A 17,587-nucleotide genomic window follows, 5' to 3' on the forward strand; every position below is an offset into this window, starting at 1 on the left:
GGATTATGTCAGAGATAGACTACGAGAGCAGACTTAAGGAATTAGAAAAAACTGTTCGGATTCTGAAAAAAAAACTAGACCGTTCTGAGGCTGATCGTGAACAATTGGAGAATGCCAGTGAATTGAGAGAAGCAGTTCTCAAAAATGTCATTCGAGAGTTGGAAGAATCACAAACTGCTTTAGAAAATCGGAGTAAAGAGCTAGAAACCACTCTTGGTAATCTTAAAGCTTTACAACTCAAACTAGTGGAATCTGAGAAAATGTCTGCTCTCGGAGTTTTAGTTGCCGGAATTGCTCACGAAATTAATAACCCAGTCAGTTTTATTTACGGTAATTTGAATTATGCTAATGATTATTTTCAAGATTTACTAAGTTTAGTAGAACTTTATCAGCAGTATTACCCCGAACCAGTAGCTGCGATTGAACAAAAAATCCTCGCAATTGAGCTTGATTTTCTTAAAGAAGATTCAGAAAAACTTTTCCAATCTATGACGGGAGGCGCAGAACGCATCTGCGAGATTGTTAAATCACTACGGACATTCTCTCGCCTAGATGAAGCCGATTTTAAAGCAGTCAATATTCATGATGGTATTGACAGTACATTAGTAATTTTAAATAACCGTCTCAAACCATCACCTGATAATTTATATGGTATTGAAATTATTCGCAATTATGGGAAATTACCATTAATAGAATGTTATGCTGGACAACTTAATCAAGTATTTATGAATATCCTGGCTAATGCAACTGATGCTTTAGAAGAGCAAGTTATCAAGCACAAACAAAAGCATAATCAAGATTTATTAACTCCTAAAATTAATATTTGTACTAAAGTTATTGATCATGATTGGATAGAGATTAGTATTGCTGATAATGGTCTAGGCATTGACGAGCAAGTGCAGGCAAAATTATTTGATCCATTCTTTACAACTAAAGATGTTGGTAAAGGTACAGGGTTAGGTTTATCTATTAGCTATCGTATTATTATTGAATTGCATGGTGGTAAATTAAAATGCCATTCCCAACCAGGAGAAGGAGCAAAATTTATCATTCAAATTCCTATTCGACAATCTACACTCCAGTAAATAGAATGACGTAATTAAATATAAGATAGACCTAACCCCCAACCCCTTCCCTTGTAGGGAAGGGGGAATATATAGAGACCGCCAACATTCCATTTCCTAACCTACGGGAACGCTGGCGCGAACGCTTTGCTCAGGACTGCATACTCTTACAGAGTTCGCGGTAGCGTTGCGTAGCAAAGCAAGCTACAACATGACATCGAACAAACCTTTTCAAACAACATCTTACAATTCACAACTTAACTCACCGGCTTTTTGGCTAAAGCGGCTGTTTTCTCTGTAGTCTACAGGGCAATCAATGACGGCAGGAACGTCTTGGGCTAAGGCTTCTTTGAGTATAGGAATTAAATCTAAAGCTGATTCAACTCGATAACCTTTTAAGCCCATACTTTCGGCTAATTTGACAAAATCTGGGTTGCCAAAATGCACAAAAGATGATTGTCCTTTACCAAATTGATTCTCTTGTTTCCACTCAATTAAACCGTAGCCGCCATCATTAAAAATTAAGGTGACAAATGGTGTACCAACACGCAAGGCTGTTTCTAATTCTTGGCAATTCATCATAAAGCCACCGTCGCCGGTTGCTGCTACAACTTTGCGGTTAGGATGCACAAGTTTTGCCGCTAAAGCACCAGGAATTGCTATCCCCATTGCAGCGAAGCCATTAGAAATTAAGCAAGTATTGGGACTATGACAATGATAATGGCGAGCAATCCACATTTTATGCGCGCCTACATCAGAAATTACAATATCATCTGGCCCCATGACTTGCCGCAAGTCATAAATTAATTTTTGCGGTTTAATGGGATATCCTTCATCGTTGGCATATTGTTCGTAATCAGCCCGAATTTCTTCCCGTAAACTAATGGCGTAGGGTTTGGGTTTTCCTTGACGATCTGCTACTTTTAAAATCTCAGCGAGGGAATCAGAAATATCCCCAATTATTTCTACATTGGGAATATAACTGCTATCAATTTCGGCGGAACTTGCCCCAATATGGATGATGGGAATATTCCCTTCTGGATTCCATTTTTTGGGTGAAAATTCAATTAAATCATAGCCGATCGCAATGACTAAATCTGTATTATCAAAACCACAGGTAATAAAATCTCTTTGTTGTAATCCTACTGACCATAAAGCCAAAGGATGAGTATAGGGAATCACACCTTTACCCATGAAGGTATTAGCAACAGGGATATTCATCTGGGTAGCAAATTGCGTGACAGCATCACTAGCTTGAGCGCGAATTGCTCCATTTCCGACTAAAATTAGGGGGTTAACTGCCTGAGAAATCGCGGCTGCGGCTGCCCGAATACTAGCAAAAGAAGCGTAGGTTTTCTCGATATTATCTTTACGCAATGGTTTGCCCTCTACGGGCATTGCGGCAATATTTTCTGGTAAATCTATATGCACTGCACCGGGTTTTTCTGTTTGCGATCGCTTGAAGGCTTTCCGCACAACTTCTGGTGTAATACTCGGTCTGACTATCTGTTTATTCCACTTAGTTACAGGGGCAAACATTGCCACTAAATCTAAGTATTGGTGGGATTCAATGTGCATTCTATCTGTTCCCACCTGTCCAGTAATTGCCACCAATGGCGCACCGTCTAGATTTGCATCTGCTACACCAGTCATTAAATTTGTTGCCCCAGGCCCAAGTGTAGAAAGACACACTCCAGCTTTTCCTGTCAATCGTCCGTAGACATCGGCCATGAAGGCCGCACCCTGTTCATGACGTGTGGTAATAAATTTAATAGATGAATGTTTAAGTGCTTCTAAAACGTGCAAATTCTCTTCGCCAGGGAGTCCAAAAACATACTGTACCCCTTCATTTTCCAAACACTGTACTAATAGTTCTGCCGTATTCATTTTACATTCCTCATGTGGTTGGGGACTGGGGACTGGGAACTGGGGATTGGGAAGAAAAAGCAATACGTAATCCCCAGTACCTAATACCTAATCCCTATTTGACCCAAACTGTTTTAACATTTACGAACTCATGTATGCCTTGAATGCTTAGTTCTCGTCCATACCCAGAACGCTTAATGCCACCAAATGGTAGTCGGGGGTCGGATTTAACTAAGCTGTTAATAAATACTGCGCCTGCTTCTATTTCTGTAATTAAGCGATCGCGTTCTTGGTCGTTGGTTGTCCAAGCACTTGCACCTAAACCAAAGGGTGTAGCATTTGCTAGTTTAATCGCAGTATCTATATCTGGCACACGGAATAATAAAGCTACTGGCCCAAAAAATTCTTCTTGGGCAATCTGTGAGTCAACAGGGATATCTATGATAATGGTTGGTGGATAAAAGTTGCCAGGCATATCTGCTAAAGGATGCCCACCTGTTAAGACTTTTCCCCCACTTTTGACAGCAACTTGTACTTGTTGGTGTAAATCTTGGAGAAGATCAGGTGTTGCTAAAGGGCCTAAGTCGGTGTCGGGAAGCATGGGATCACCAACTTTTAAGGCTGTGAATTTTTCTAACAGTAGTTTCTCAAATTTATCTGCGATCGCCTCGGCGACAATAAAGCGTTTGGCTGCAATACAAGATTGACCATTATTTAACATCCGTGCGGCTGTCGCGGCGGTTACTGCTGTTTCTAAATCAGCACTTTCTAAGACAATAAATGGGTCACTTCCTCCCAATTCCAAAACTGTTTTTTTAATCTGTTTTCCTGCCGCCGCCGCTAGGGATGCACCGGCTGGTTCGCTTCCGGTTAAAGTAGCGGCTTTTACCCGGTCATCTGCCATTAAATCAGCAACTTTAGCTGCACCGATTAATAAAGTCTGAAATGCACCTTCAGGAAAACCCGCCCGTTGCATGATATCTGCAATAGCTAAAGCGCACTGTGGCACATTAGAAGCGTGTTTGAGTAAGCCGACATTACCCGCCATCAGTGTCGGCGCGGCAAACCTGAACACCTGCCAGAAGGGGAAATTCCACGGCATAACGGCGAGAATTATACCCAATGGTTGGTAGCGGACAAAACTATGACTAGCATCAGTTTTTACCGAGACATCAGCCATAAAATCGGCAGCATTTTCAGCGTAGTAACGGCAAACTAAAGCGCATTTTTCGACTTCTGCGATCGCAGCTTTGTAAGGCTTGCCCATTTCTAGAGTCATGATTTTAGCGAAATCAGCCTTGTCTTGCTCTAGAATTGACGCAGCTGCATTTAACCACTGCGATCGCTGTGTAAAACTCGTCTGACGGTACTGTATAAAAGCCTGTTGTGCCAAATCTAATTTAGTGGCAATTTCTGCATCATTGAGTGGCTCAAAGGTTTTGAGCGTTTCCCCAGTAGCGGGATTGATAGTGGCGATCGCCATTGCCTGACCTCCCGTTTTAAAATAGCTTGAGGTAGCTTCTTAGTTTTACACACATCTCTTGAGGAAGCCACCACCCAAATTCTAGTCTTTTGGCAAAGGCTTAGTCTCTCCAACTTAAAATCTCGCAATTAAAATTACACTAATTTTCTCAGTAATAATCTAATATCTTCTCTGTGTTTCTGTGTCTCTGTGTTAAAAAAATTCTCTTTTCACCACAGAGACACAGAGACACAGAGATAAATAGTTAAAATACTTAACCCTAAATCATCGGACTAATGATTAATAATTGCCGTTAAATTATGCAATTTTGTTTGATAAATTTTGACTGATCTATCAATACCTTTAAAGCGATAATCTCCCATTTCTTGGAAGTCTTCAGGTTGTGAAAGTAATTGATAGGTAGCTTCACTAATAACACATTCACTAGGAGGACAAACTGCTTCCATTCTTGCGGCTAGGTTAATAGTAGCACCTAATGCTGTGTATTCTACCCTTTGGGAACTCCCGACATCTCCTACAACTGCTTTACCACTGTTAATCGCAATGCGTAATTGTAAGGGTTCATGCCAGAAACCGTTGGTATTGAGATGTTCTAGGCGAATTAGCATACCTTTAGCGGTGGCTGTGGCGCGATCGGCGTGATCGGCTTGCGGTTCGGGTGCGCCAAAAAATGCCATGATACAATCACCGATGTATTTATCTAAAGTGCCGCCACAAGCAAACACTTCTTGTAGCATTTCTTCAAATAAATTATTTAATAATTGCGCGATCGCAGTTGGTGTTAATTTCTCAGAAATAGCAGTAAAACCAACTAAATCTGCAAACAAAATACTAATTTCACTTTCCGCAGGTGATAAACGACCATCTGGTAAACCACCGACAGAAATCAAATGCTGCACAACTGCCGGTGAATGATAGCGTTCTAAGCGATGACGAATTACTTCTTCAGTTTTGAGTTTTTCTACAAGTAACCAACGTTGTACACTCGATGCTACAAGATTAGCTAAAGCCGAAAAAAAGCTGAGTTCTTCTTCACCATCTTTTTCCCAATGATAAGAAGACAAATGAGCATCAGCATAAAGTACACCCACTACTTTATTTTCATCCCATAAAGGGACAGCCATAGCACTACGAATACCTTTGAGTAAAATGCTTTGTTCACCAGAAAATCTTTCATCTTTTTGGGTATCAGCAGTTTGAATTACTACTTTTTCTTCAAAGACTTTTTGGCAGATACTCCGACTAATCCAACTACCATCGGCTAAGAGATATTGCTGTTGAGTTTGGTTTCTAGTACCAGCATTGATTAACTCTAAATTACCGCAACCATGTACATCAATTAATAAAGCCAATCTATCAATACTACTAAGGTAGCGAAATACAACTTGTTGAACTTGAGAAAAAATTTCTTCTATAGATGCAGCTGCACAAAGGTTTTTGGCTATATCTACTAAGTCTTTGAGCCTGGCAATAGTTTTATTTTTATCGCTAATATCACCATCATTACTATTCGCTTCTATCCACTGCTGTTGTAGTTGTTTGACGTTACGAAAAATCGTTCTTTGCTCAGAATTATCTGAAATAGTTACTGGTTTAAATGGTGGCGGGGGAAGCGGCGAGTTAAATAATACCACCAAATTTACATTACCCAACCAAATTACATCACCATGTTGTAACTTTTGGGCTTGGCTGACAACTGTTTGATTAACCTGTGTGCCGTTTTTACTACCCAAATCCTCAACTATCCATGTACCATCAGCCGTTTTTACGAGTTGGGCGTGCTTGCGGGAAACCCCCCCAAAAGGTAGATATAAGTTACATTCTGGCAAACGACCTATTGTGAATACATCTTGATTCACGGTGACAGTTGTTTCTATATCTCCCTGTTTTAAGTGTAAAGTCAGTTCAGTCATGGGTGTGATTTGTCTATTTTGGGGTTGGGAGCGCAAACATATCTGGTTTGCAGGATATTTATGAACTCTTTACCATTTCTTTATGGCATTGTTCATGGCGATCGACAAGTCTTGGTATTAAATTTTACATATATATCTGTTCTTTTCAGGATTTTTTGGATAATAACCCCGGTTTCTTAAAGAAGTCGGAGTTCTGTATTGACTTACACAATTTTTCCCACTCACTCAACTGAATCTTCATTATTTGCCAAAATAAATGTATATTTACATTTTCTTCGTAATATCTTTACACAAAAAATATATATAATTAGGGCGAAATATAAATGGGTGAATAATATTAGAAAAGCACCATCTATTTTGCGTCTCTATCAAGCATTTTATATAAGACTCATGTTTGATTTTTAAACAGATAAATAGTTCAGTAGGGTGTGTTAGCGACAGCGTAACCCACCTTCCCCAACGCCTTCGGTGCGTTACGGCTTACGCCTAACACACCCTACTTCTACTTAGATTGTTTCATTAATCAAATCGGATTCCTATATGCTCATTATTGATAATTAATAGCCAAGCATTAATTCACACATCGCTTACTGCTCAACAGATATTGAAAGATGAATCATCAGCAGAAATATTTACAACAATATAATTGGCTAATGTGCAGTATTAGTATTTTAGCTGTATTGCTAGCTACACTTTATCCATTTGATTTTTCAGGTGTAGATAATTTTTCGTTAACTGAACTTATTCTCAGTTTTAATAACTCTAGCTCTTTTCAAGATCAGGTAAATAATATTTTGTTATTTATGCCTTTAGGTTTTAGTTTAGCCAGGCTATTACAAAATCTGAAAACGAAAAGTCTATTACAAGTTTTATTCGTTATATTAGCAAGTTTTAGTTTGTCATTGACAGTAGAGGTATTACAAATCTTTTTACCTTCTAGAATGCCGACACCTGCGGATTTGCTCAATAATAGCCTAGGAGGATTTTTTGGTTTTATTTGCTTTTACTTGTGGAATAGAAAAAGTTTTAATATGACCGTGGAGAGAATAAAAACTAGTCGAGTTAGTCAATCTAATCAGCAAATATTAGGATTTTTTGGAGGATATCTCTTTGTAACTTTGTTGATTTCACTATTATGGCAAAGCACCACTAATTTAAGTAATTGGGATGTTAATTATCCACTAGTAATTGGTAATGAAAGAACTGGTGATAAACCGTGGGAAGGATATATAGCTGAAATTCATATTGCTGATCAAGCTCTATCAAGGAATCAAATAGGACAGGTTTTAACAAACACCAATTATTTTGATCATATTGGCGATTCCTTATTAGCTCACTATCAATTCACTGGGAAATGTTGTAATCAAGACCAAACGGGACAACTACCTAAATTAATTTGGCAAGGTGACTCTATAAATCAAGATGAAAGTCAAGGTGTATTTTTGAGCAACAATCATTGGCTAAAAACATCTGCACCTGTTACAGAACTAAGCAAAAAAATCAGTCAAACCTCAGAGGTGACTATTAGTGCTATTGTGGCGACAGCGCATACAGAACAGGATGGTCCAGCCAGAATTATTTCTATTTCTGATAATTCCTTCCAACGTAATTTAACTGTAGGACAAGAGGGTAATAGCCTAGATTTTCGGATAAGAACACCCATTACTGGAGAGAATGGGTCAGAGCTAAACTTGAATATACCTAATGTTTTTGTGGACAGCAAACCACATCATCTAGTTATTACTTATGCTAGAGGAACTATTCAAGTTTATATAGATAACCTACAGAATGTTCACTCTTTTAACTTACTAGAGTTAATTCCCAAACAACAAAGAATTTTCTACTATGCACTAACTTTTATACCCCTAGGGATCGGCTTAACTATCCTCACTTTCTTAACACAAAGAAGATTCATCTTTTCTAAAGTTGTTTATAGTGGAATATTATTCCCTTCTTTAATCCTAGAAGTTGTTTTAGTCAGTGAAAGTGGTAAACATTTTAGTATTAAAAACTTGTTAATGGGAATAACATTTACAGCAGGAACGATGCTGTTCTTGAAAGCAAGAGCCTCTCAAGTAAAATTGAAAAACTAACCGTCTGTACAAGAACCCCACCCCCAACCCCCTCCCCGCAAGCAAGGAGGGGGCTATGATATACCTCATCTGATTAAGAAACGCTATATAGGTTGGGCGGTAATTCCAAAGGTAGTGTTCCTAGTAAACCCTTGCGATAATCTGTTAAAAGTTCCCTAGCAGTTCTTTCTACATCACCTTTATGACGATATTCGGCTAAGGCGTGTAAGTAAGCTTCTCCTGTGTGGGGGATGGGGTCGAGTTCGTAACGAGAGTACAAGGGTGATCTTGGTAATAATTCACCCGCTTGCTCTGCTAAGGAATTTAGTAAATCTACGAATGCTGCGGCTACTAGCTGATTATCGTAAGCGGCTTGACCAATATCATCGCAAATTGCCAATTTTATGGCTGCTTCTTGATTACCCATCTTCAGAGGGATGACTCCAGGTGCATCTAATAATTCCAACTGATCGGAAATTCGCACCCAGCGTAGTTGACGCGTCACCCCAGGACGAGCCGCGCTTTCGACAACGCGCTTTCCTAATAAACGGTTGATTAAAGCTGACTTACCAACATTAGGAAAACCAATCACCACAGCGCGCACAGGACGGGGTAACATTCCGCGATCGCGTCTTCTTTGGTTGAGTTCTACCCCTGCTACTTGGGCAGCTTTAGCAACTCCAGTCACACCTTGACCGTGTTGAGCATTGGTACAATAGGGTTCTTCTCCCCGATTTTTAAAGTAATTTATCCACAGCGATCGCACTTGGGGCGGTATCATATCCAAGCGATTCAACACCAAAACTCGCGCCTTGTTTCCCACCCACTCATCAATTTGGGGGTGGTGTGTCGCCAAAGGAATCCTTGCGTCTCGTACCTCAAAGACCACATCTACCCGCGATAGGTGTTCTTTGAGATTCTTTTCCGCCTTGGCAATATGACCCGGATACCACTGGATCAAATTTAATTTATAGTTATTTGTTAAGCCCATAGTTGAGGGATTGGGGATTAGGGATTGGGGATTAGGGATTGGGCATGGGAATAAAAATTTCTCCTCTATGCCTCTACTTATCTACTGATTATCGTAGATTCAAAGGTTTAAGACCCATACGTCTACAGGTAGCATATTTCTAGTGGGGGTTTAAATCCCCAACGGAAAATTCTTTAATTTTGAATTTTGAATTTTGAATTTTTATTATCCCTTATGGCTTTGATGCAAAATCAGACGATTACCATCGGGGTCATAGGCGTAAATTTCCCTACCGTGGGAGGCGATCGCAATTTCTCCTGGTGGGGGATAACCTAAATCTGTGAGGTGGGCGATCGCGTCTTCTAAGTTATTTACCTCTAAACACATACTCATTTTACTTGTAGCTGAGTGTTGAAATTCAGACTCGTGTGTTTTTTTGGGCTGAAAAATCCCTACTCTTATACCAGTAAGTTGGAACTCAGCATATACATTTGGTATAAAAGTGATTGGTTTTTGTGTCAATAAATTAGTATAAAAATTGGCTAATTTATCTAGATTTAGGGTTGCTATAGTTAATAGTGCATCCTGATAGGAAAAACTCATATTTGTTAATTATCCAAAATTATCACGTTTTCACCCTGATGTAAGCTGATAAAAACTCCAGTCTTTAAAAGAGTAAATTATCGCAAAATCTTCCGAAAGATAGCCTAGACAAGTTGTAAATATAAAAGTTACAGGCCTTTTTTGTGTTATAAAACTCACAGAAAATTATATTATTGGCAGGCTACTCTATGGAACTAGAAAAAATAGGACGTTTTAAAGAGTACGGCGAACTTATACTTGAAAAAATTGATTCTGTTCCTCAAAATCCTTCTAAACAAGAAGATTGGATTCCTACTAGCTTAGATGAATGTATTTTACGTCTCCGGGAAGCTGCGGAGAAAACTGTAGGTCTTGCTACTTCGCCTGTAAAAATTGGCGTGATGGGAGAGTTTAGTAGTGGCAAAACTTTACTTTTAGGCAGCTTAATTGGCTATGGCGATGCTTTACCCATTAGTGAGAATCCCACTACAGGTAACGTCACCGCTATTCATATCATCCCCCAAGCGGGCTTCTCAACAACACAGGTGGGTAACTTTACTGTGGAATATTTGAGTCGGGAAGGGGTGAATGAGTGCTTGCGCTTCATGCTGGGGGAGGCTAACCGCCGCACAACAGCAGCCGGACTTCCCCCCATACCACCGGCTAAACTCAACTCTGGGAAAGACATTCTTAGCTGGTGTGAGGAAACTTGGAATATCAGCAATAATTTGGAATTACGTTACCTGCTGCGGGAGTTGGTGGTTTTTCTCCGCGCCTACAGTTCCTATGAGGCGTTGTGTGGTAGACGCTACGAAATTGATGCAGCTACGGCACGGGATGGGTTACAGTTAGCAGAACAGCCAATGGCTATCCAAACTCTTAGCTTTGAAGAGTTACCGCCAGCGCATATTCGTTTACCGAGTCCACCGCAAAACTTACCCACCAAGTTATTACAAAATAGTTTTCCCTTAATTCGGCGTATTGATATTGAAGTGAGAATTTCCCAAGAAATTTGGGATGTTACAGGTGCTGATAAATTTATTCTGTTAGATTTTCCGGGTTTGGGTGCGGCGAATTCTGGCGCGAGGGATACCTTTTTATCACTGCGAGAATTGGCGGAAGTGCAGACAATTTTGGTACTCCTGAATGGTAAATCACCGGGGAGTGATCGCGCGAATAAAATTTTTACGATGATGCAACAACAGCGTCCTGGACAAGACCTCAAGGATTTAATTCTGGTGGGGGTGGGACGTTTTGACCAGTTACCTTTAGAAAGTGAAGGCGGTGAACGGGAATTAGACTCACTAATTAATGACAGCCAAACCCCCCACCTCACAGCCGATATGGTGTTGCAAAAACTCAAAGTTTTGCAAACCACTATTGACGGCGCGAGTGCTTTTACCATCAACAAAGACCGCATCGTTTTGCTATCCCCCCTATTGGGACTTGCGGAGTTAGCCAAGCGTTCTAGTAGTGTGAAAGCAGGTTCAACAGAGTTTTTGGCAAACTTAGATTATCCTGAATATCTGGAGAGATCGAAGCGACTGCAACAAAAATGGCGGCGGTTGAGCGATCGCCTGTTAGAATCAGATGCACGTCACCATTTAGGGCGTAAGTTGGGTTACTTTGCTCAAGATGGGGGTATCGCCAAGCTGCGGGAATTAATTCAAAATCACGTTGCGAATCATGGACTGAAGCAACTGTATGAAGATACCCGTCGCGCGGCTGAGAATTTACAATTACAACAAGAGAACCTCAAAGGTATTATTGCCGAAATTCACGCCCAAGGTATTCCTATTGGTGACTCTCAGGCTTTAGTTGATTTTAGAAATGCGATTGAAAATTTAGATAAAACCTATCGTAATTTCCAGAAAGATTTAGGTACACAACCACTCAAAGACCGTCGGGGAACAGTGGTTAGTGATGTAGTCAAAGACGAACTGACTTTTAGAGTTATTAGTTGGAGTCAGTGGACTTTATTATTTAACAAAGTCAACAATGGCATGATTACATTAACAGAATCTAAGGGTGCAGCAGGTAAATTATTTGACCGAGGTAATAGAACAAATAATAGCATCCCGACCAAAAGCGATGACTTTTATCCAGCCTTTGCGAAGACTGTGCAAGAAGTTGAAGAATTTGCCCGCGATCGCATCCGTCAGGCTGTAGTAGACTTACTCAGTAAATTATCTCACCAAATTGCCCCAGAGCGCGATCGCCTCTTGGCAATTTTGACACCAGAAATGGAACAAGAAATTGAAGCGAAATTTGGGACAGAAGAAGCTGATTTATTTTACCAATTACTGTTAGGATGCGACCCCAATAAATGGCAAGACGTAATTTTAGAGGAGATTAATCAACAAGATAAATCTCTCATTCCTGAAGTTATGTTTCCTCTGGCGCGTCAGGATGAAAAACACAATATTGGTCAAATCTTTGATTGGTCGCCAGAAAAAAATCAAGGTCTACCTAGGTCAGCTAATCACCAGTTATTTGTATTAAGATTGCGTGATGAAATTACAGCGAGTGCTAGCTTACATCTTGTACAGTATGTCAGCGAAGTTAATCAACAAGTTAATGCTGAATTAGAGGGGATTTTGGATCAAATTATTCCCACTTTGCAAAACATCTCCAAAAAAGATAGCTTGCTAAGATTTATCGCGGCTGGTGACACCCAATCAGGTGTAGCAGTCCCTACTTGGCTACAGAATCTCACAGAAATTGCTAACATTTCTGATTCCCTAATGGCTAATCAGTAAACAGTAATCAGGAGTTATTTACAACCCTGATATAAAGCTGGTTTTATTCTGATTTCTGTTACCATTCTTAATTCTTAATTTTGAATTTTGAATTTTGAATTTTGAATTGGTAAGTTCCGCCTTTTAAGGAAGATAAAAAATGCCTGTAGAGATTCAACTTGTGCCTCGCTTTCAAGTGCGGGTTAATCATAAGAAGTATTTAGAATTACCAAGTATTCAATTACTTGGTTCTGGAAACAACGTACCTCATATTTCCCGAATCAACTGCACAGTTAAAGGCATACCAGGCGAATTAGCAACCAAAATTCAACAAGCGTATAAAAAGTTTGATTCTGATATTCCCAAAATCTCCCAAATTGGTCAATTAGAACAGTATCCTTGTAAATTAGATCAACCTCTTACCAAAGAAATCAATTGTCATTTACGGGTAATGGTGGAATATTTTGATTCTGACAATTCAGGAAATCCACTGTTATCTGTACGGCAAAAAGTAGCAGCTTATTGTCATCTGTGGTCACTACCTATGGAACAAAAAACACCAAATAATCTGGGGTCAAATCCGTTTGAACTTCCTAGTCCAATATATAGCGAAAAACCTACCAACGTTAAACCCAAAAAACGCTTTCCTGGATGGTTGGCGTTAGATTTCGGTACATCAAATTCTACTGTGACACTTTTTGACCCCATTGAAGTCCCCATTGCGGAGGTTTTACCAAAAGAACAGGAAATCAGATTACGCGATCGCCTGTCACAATGGTTGAGTTCTCCCGCTTCCATTGCTTTACCAGAGGTAAACGAAAGTGAATGGGAAAAATTTATTGTTGATATTAGTAAAAATCTCGAAATCGAACCCAGTAATTTAAGTGAAGTTTTTAGTAGTGATAATAAAGGTAGATTTTTAGAAGCAATTCGCCAAATCGAACTATGTTTAGGTAATAGCGATAGATTCCGCCACGCCGTCAGCAAAAAACTTTACCAGATATATCATGAGGTCTTCCGCGTCCCGACTTTAGAATCACAGAATTTAATCCCGGTAGTTTTAGATATTGACCGCCGAGATACAGAGATACCCAGTGAGTTAGAAGTTTCCAGTTTAGAAAATTTAAAACTGCGGATGGGGAGAGAAGCTAGGGATAATCGAAAAAAGGCGATCGCGCAAGGTACTAGCAGTTCATTAAAAGAAATTATCAGCAGATTTCACCATTCCCCCAAGCGTTATTTTGGACAGGATCGGAATTTTTCCGTGATGTTGGATGGAGAAGAAGATATTATTAATGTTAACCAACTCATCCAAGCAGCATGGGCGCATTTAATCGAATTAACGGAAGATTATCGTCAACGCGCCAGACGCAGATTTTCGGAAGGGGAATTTTTAACAGCAGTTGTAACTTACCCCACCGTTGCACCTCCTGTAGTTAGGAAGGAAGTCAAAGAATTAGTCGAACAGTTGGGGATTGATGATGTTCAAACCGCCTATGATGAAGCTGTATCTGTAGCTATCTTCTTTTTATGGCGAGAATTTGGCGGAAATCTCAACATTGGGATTGAATCTTTTAAAACCCGTTGTCGCCAAGAAAATAATAAATGGTCACAAAATGTTCTAGTTTTAGATATTGGTGGCGGAACAACAGACTTAGCATTAATTGAACTCACCTTAGAAGATAAAACCCCCTACTTTGCCAATAATGAAGACCGAGGTTTAGGGGGACGTTATTATAAACTGACTCCGAAATTGTTGGGTTCTTCTGGACACTTACAGTTAGGTGGTGAGTTAATTACACTCAGGGTGTTTAGATTATTGAAAATTGCGATCGCTGATTTTTTATTAACAGCAGTCACCAGAGGCGACATCGAAAGCGACAAACTAGAAGATTTAATCAACGCCGAATTAAACGAACGCTTTTTAGAACAAGGTAAATTTAAAAGCGGAAGTTTATTAAAATGTGTCGATAAAGAAAACCCCGAAGGTGACGCAGCCTATAAAGATGCGTTAGATACCGCCGAAAAAGTCATCCCCACCCGTTGGCAACAAGCACCCCAACGCCTGCAAAGCTTTTACACCCTTTGGGATCATGCGGAAACTGCTAAACTCAAACTGGGGCAGAAACCAGCAATTGAAAATTCCCTATTAACCTTCACAATTTCCGAACAGCAAATTGCCGAACTCCTTACCCAAAGCGCGATTAAATTCCAGGTAAAAGACTCAGAAAATATTTGCGTCACCTTAGACAGCCAGCAATTTGAACGCGCCGCCGCCTCAGCCATCAAAGAAGCGATCGGAATTGCAAAAGGCTTAATGGAAAGCCGATTACGTCCCGACGACAACAATATAGATCCCTGGAATACCCATAAAGTTGACTGGTTAATCCTCTCCGGTAAAACCTGCAATCTTGACCTAGTACAACGCCAAATTTACCAAGAATTTAGCAAATCCCCCTATTTTGTTTGGAATCCCGAACGTATTACCTTTGTTTTGGAGTACACCAAACTAGCCACCTCCGCCGGTGCTTGTTACGCCGAGAAACTGCGGAGACTGCGATTTGACCCCGAAGAATCGAAAGGATTGCTACGAAAAGGCGCAAACCAGCTAGAAATAGACGTTAAAAACCTATTTTATTATCTACCTTGCAACTTCAAACGCAAAACCCAAAGTAACGACCTCCTCACAGTCTTCAAAGCTGGACAAGAACTCTATCAACTTTCACCCTCAGAAAACGTCGCCAAAGTTCGCACAAATTGGGTAGGGACACAGTTAACAAACATCATTTATCGCCAAGACTACGAAGCCGGAGATTTACGCCTGTGGGGTAGCTTCGACGGTAAAAACCTCATGGGACAACTGGGGATGGAAGAAGCGGAATTTCTCAGAAAAATCAAAGTCCAGTTTGAGATTGACCAAACCCTGCAATTTAACATCCTACTGTGTCAAGGAAATCCCCACTATTTAATAGATGTCCCCGGAATTGATATCGGCGCAGCATTATCACAGTTGTCAGAAACATCATTATTTGCTGACGGTAAATTGAAATGGAACATCGCCGTCGAACGTCCTGATAAAGACTTAAGCGATGGTGATATCGCCGTCAACGTCATCGAATCAGCCACAGTAGATCAACCAGAGGCTTATCATTTGGTCTTTGAAGTAGACAAAGACGGTAACAAACCCCTGCAACAATTCCATTATCTGCGCGATGGTACATCCCAACCAGGAAACGGTTTAATCAGTAACCCCCTACCCCCCTTCCCCCACGCTAGCCAGCACACCTTTTATATGTACCAAACCGATGTCCAAACCAACACCAAAAAATGGATACGCATCGGCGCATTGCGTAAACCCGATGTCAACACAGATTACCCTTGTCAATATCGCGTCACTATTGATAATCGAGGTATTTTGCGTATTCATGCTGGTGACGTACCTTACTGGACATCACCTCATTTAGAATGTCTCACACACGAAGGATGTGTTTATATCGCTGAACTGGACTTACAACCCAATGAAGTTGATAAAGAACGTGATCCCTTTTGCGGTATACATTAGGAATTATTTCGCGCAAAGGCGCAAAGGCGCAAAGGGTTTCTTGGCGGCTTTGCGTGGGATAAAAAAAGGTAATACTTATGCAGTATCTCTACAAGTTATTAGCAATAGAAAATTCAGAGTTAGCCCAGTTATTGCGGTACAGTCTGTATGGACTCGAAGCTTCGCTAAAACAAGCGCAAGCAGAATATCCCCATGACCCTGGTGCTAAGGTGTGCGATGAGGTGCTGCAAGAAATTCATCATCTGCTACAAGTAAAGGAAGCGGCGATACCTGTGGTAGGCTGCGTTAACGCACTCAACTCAACAGAATCAAAGTTGGATTATCTCCGCGCCGCATTTGAATCTGACTCAGAACTCAGCTTATATCTAGGAGACGCACCCCTATACAGTCAAACAGATTCTGACTTGTGGAACGAAATCCATCGCAAACTGTTGCGAGTTCCCGAAGATTTGGCGGAATTTTGGCGACAACGCGCTTTAGACTTAGCGCAAGAAGTGGGTGCGTTAGCGCAGTTTACCGGAGGTATCGATAATTCTCAACTCTATCATTTACCCTTCATCAGAGACGAAATCATCTACCCCGGACTCAGTGGTACGGTGATTTCCCCAGGATTATGCTTGTCTCAAAAAGCCCTTGAGCAGACTAAAATTATCCCAGAATATGCTTCTGAGGAATTAACTTTACTAGCGAGTTTCCTAGTTTTATTAGTTAAATTTATTGAAATTGAACCAGAGTTACATCATGCTTTAAAGAGTGTATTTAGCTTTGACGTGATTCCTCTACATTCCCAGCCAGAACAAAAAATACAATATCTTGAAGCTTTAGGCGATCGCTTCCACCGCACCAAAAAAGCCGAAGAAACTACCGATCCCTTGCTAATGCTACGCGCCTGGATTGACATGGATGAAGCCATCCACTCCTTAATCTTCGTCCCCCCAGCCGAACGTTATTCTTGGTGGGGTAAACTGCAACAAGAATCAAGACGCGCTTTAAAAAAAGTTGTGGCGATCGCAACTAATGCAGGTTACGAAGTGCGAATCCGTCAACTAACAGGAATCTATGCTGACATTTGTGCATTAACCAAAGATGACTTACAACTAGACTGCGGCGGAATCCCCGGTGAAGTGTTAACCTGTCTGCGAGTCTATGCCAGAATTAACAACGAAGAAATTCCCGGACGCGTCATCTTTCGTTCATCACGCTAGAAAAATTTATACTATTGCACTAGGATTAACGGCAGTAATTTCTGAATAACGGGTAATTGTTTCAATTTCTTCTCTATGAACTTTTTCTAACTCACTCTCCAAAAACCTTGATTGACTGTTCATAAACTTTGC

The 17,587-nt window shown here is 40.4% G+C and carries 10 protein-coding genes; 5 read left to right on the forward strand and 5 right to left on the reverse strand.

Annotated features, from left to right (window positions below):
• Positions 1-5 precede the first annotated feature (5 nt).
• Positions 6-1,085 (forward strand): sensor histidine kinase, encoded by a 1,080-nt coding sequence (locus L6494_RS26345; RefSeq protein ID WP_237990713.1) that lies wholly within the window; start codon positions 6-8, stop codon positions 1,083-1,085.
• Between the two features lie 222 nt (positions 1,086-1,307).
• Here the strand turns inward: L6494_RS26345 and L6494_RS26350 are convergent, their stop codons facing one another.
• From L6494_RS26350 to L6494_RS26360, 3 genes are all read right to left on the reverse strand, one after another.
• On the reverse strand, positions 1,308-2,951 hold the full coding sequence (locus L6494_RS26350; RefSeq protein WP_237990714.1) for an acetolactate synthase large subunit: 1,644 nt from the start codon (positions 2,949-2,951) through the stop codon (positions 1,308-1,310).
• Between the two features lie 94 nt (positions 2,952-3,045).
• Positions 3,046-4,413, reverse strand: coding sequence for an NAD-dependent succinate-semialdehyde dehydrogenase (locus L6494_RS26355; protein ID WP_237990715.1), 1,368 nt, complete (start codon positions 4,411-4,413; stop codon positions 3,046-3,048).
• Between the two features lie 272 nt (positions 4,414-4,685).
• Positions 4,686-6,326, reverse strand: a complete 1,641-nt coding sequence (locus L6494_RS26360; protein WP_237990716.1) for an adenylate/guanylate cyclase domain-containing protein — start codon at positions 6,324-6,326, stop codon at positions 4,686-4,688.
• 611 nt (positions 6,327-6,937) lie between these two features.
• On the opposite strand from L6494_RS26360, the gene L6494_RS26365 reads away from it, so the two are divergent.
• Entirely contained in the window at positions 6,938-8,419 is a 1,482-nt protein-coding gene (locus L6494_RS26365) for a VanZ family protein (protein ID WP_237990717.1), read from the forward strand.
• A 73-nt stretch (positions 8,420-8,492) separates the two neighbouring features.
• Here L6494_RS26365 and ylqF read toward each other — a convergent pair whose 3' ends face one another.
• Both ylqF and L6494_RS26375 read right to left on the reverse strand, forming a co-directional pair.
• Positions 8,493-9,389: a ribosome biogenesis GTPase YlqF gene (gene ylqF, locus L6494_RS26370; RefSeq protein ID WP_237990718.1), complete on the reverse strand. Its 897-nt coding sequence runs from the start codon at positions 9,387-9,389 to the stop codon at positions 8,493-8,495.
• 204 nt (positions 9,390-9,593) lie between these two features.
• Entirely contained in the window at positions 9,594-9,971 is a 378-nt protein-coding gene (locus L6494_RS26375) for a VOC family protein (protein ID WP_237990719.1), read from the reverse strand.
• Between the two features lie 188 nt (positions 9,972-10,159).
• Between L6494_RS26375 and L6494_RS26380 the strand changes: the two genes are divergently transcribed.
• From L6494_RS26380 to L6494_RS26390, 3 genes are all read left to right on the forward strand, one after another.
• Positions 10,160-12,709 carry a dynamin family protein gene (locus L6494_RS26380; RefSeq protein WP_237990720.1) on the forward strand — a complete coding sequence of 850 codons (2,550 nt, stop codon included), beginning with the start codon at positions 10,160-10,162 and terminating at the stop codon, positions 12,707-12,709.
• A gap of 139 nt (positions 12,710-12,848) precedes the next feature.
• Complete coding sequence (locus L6494_RS26385; RefSeq protein ID WP_237990721.1) at positions 12,849-16,250, forward strand: molecular chaperone; 3,402 nt, start codon at positions 12,849-12,851, stop codon at positions 16,248-16,250.
• A 77-nt stretch (positions 16,251-16,327) separates the two neighbouring features.
• Positions 16,328-17,455: a hypothetical protein gene (locus tag L6494_RS26390; protein WP_237990722.1), complete on the forward strand. Its 1,128-nt coding sequence runs from the start codon at positions 16,328-16,330 to the stop codon at positions 17,453-17,455.
• Positions 17,456-17,587 lie beyond the last annotated feature (132 nt).

The sequence above is a fragment of the Nostoc sp. UHCC 0870 genome (assembly GCF_022063185.1).
Taxonomy (GTDB): Bacteria; Cyanobacteriota; Cyanobacteriia; order Cyanobacteriales; family Nostocaceae; genus Trichormus.

What these genes read in the sequence shown, in the direction of transcription:
- L6494_RS26375 (WP_237990719.1), bottom strand. Translation starts at nt 9,971, where the DNA reads ATGAGTTTTTCCTATCAGGATGCACTATTAACTATAGCAACCCTAAAT.
- L6494_RS26365 (WP_237990717.1), top strand. Translation starts at nt 6,938, where the DNA reads ATGAATCATCAGCAGAAATATTTACAACAATATAATTGGCTAATGTGC.
- L6494_RS26355 (WP_237990715.1), bottom strand. Translation starts at nt 4,413, where the DNA reads ATGGCGATCGCCACTATCAATCCCGCTACTGGGGAAACGCTCAAAACC.
- L6494_RS26350 (WP_237990714.1), bottom strand. Translation starts at nt 2,951, where the DNA reads ATGAATACGGCAGAACTATTAGTACAGTGTTTGGAAAATGAAGGGGTA.
- L6494_RS26360 (WP_237990716.1), bottom strand. Translation starts at nt 6,326, where the DNA reads ATGACTGAACTGACTTTACACTTAAAACAGGGAGATATAGAAACAACT.
- ylqF (WP_237990718.1), bottom strand. Translation starts at nt 9,389, where the DNA reads ATGGGCTTAACAAATAACTATAAATTAAATTTGATCCAGTGGTATCCG.
- L6494_RS26390 (WP_237990722.1), top strand. Translation starts at nt 16,328, where the DNA reads ATGCAGTATCTCTACAAGTTATTAGCAATAGAAAATTCAGAGTTAGCC.
- L6494_RS26345 (WP_237990713.1), top strand. Translation starts at nt 6, where the DNA reads ATGTCAGAGATAGACTACGAGAGCAGACTTAAGGAATTAGAAAAAACT.
- L6494_RS26385 (WP_237990721.1), top strand. Translation starts at nt 12,849, where the DNA reads ATGCCTGTAGAGATTCAACTTGTGCCTCGCTTTCAAGTGCGGGTTAAT.
- L6494_RS26380 (WP_237990720.1), top strand. Translation starts at nt 10,160, where the DNA reads ATGGAACTAGAAAAAATAGGACGTTTTAAAGAGTACGGCGAACTTATA.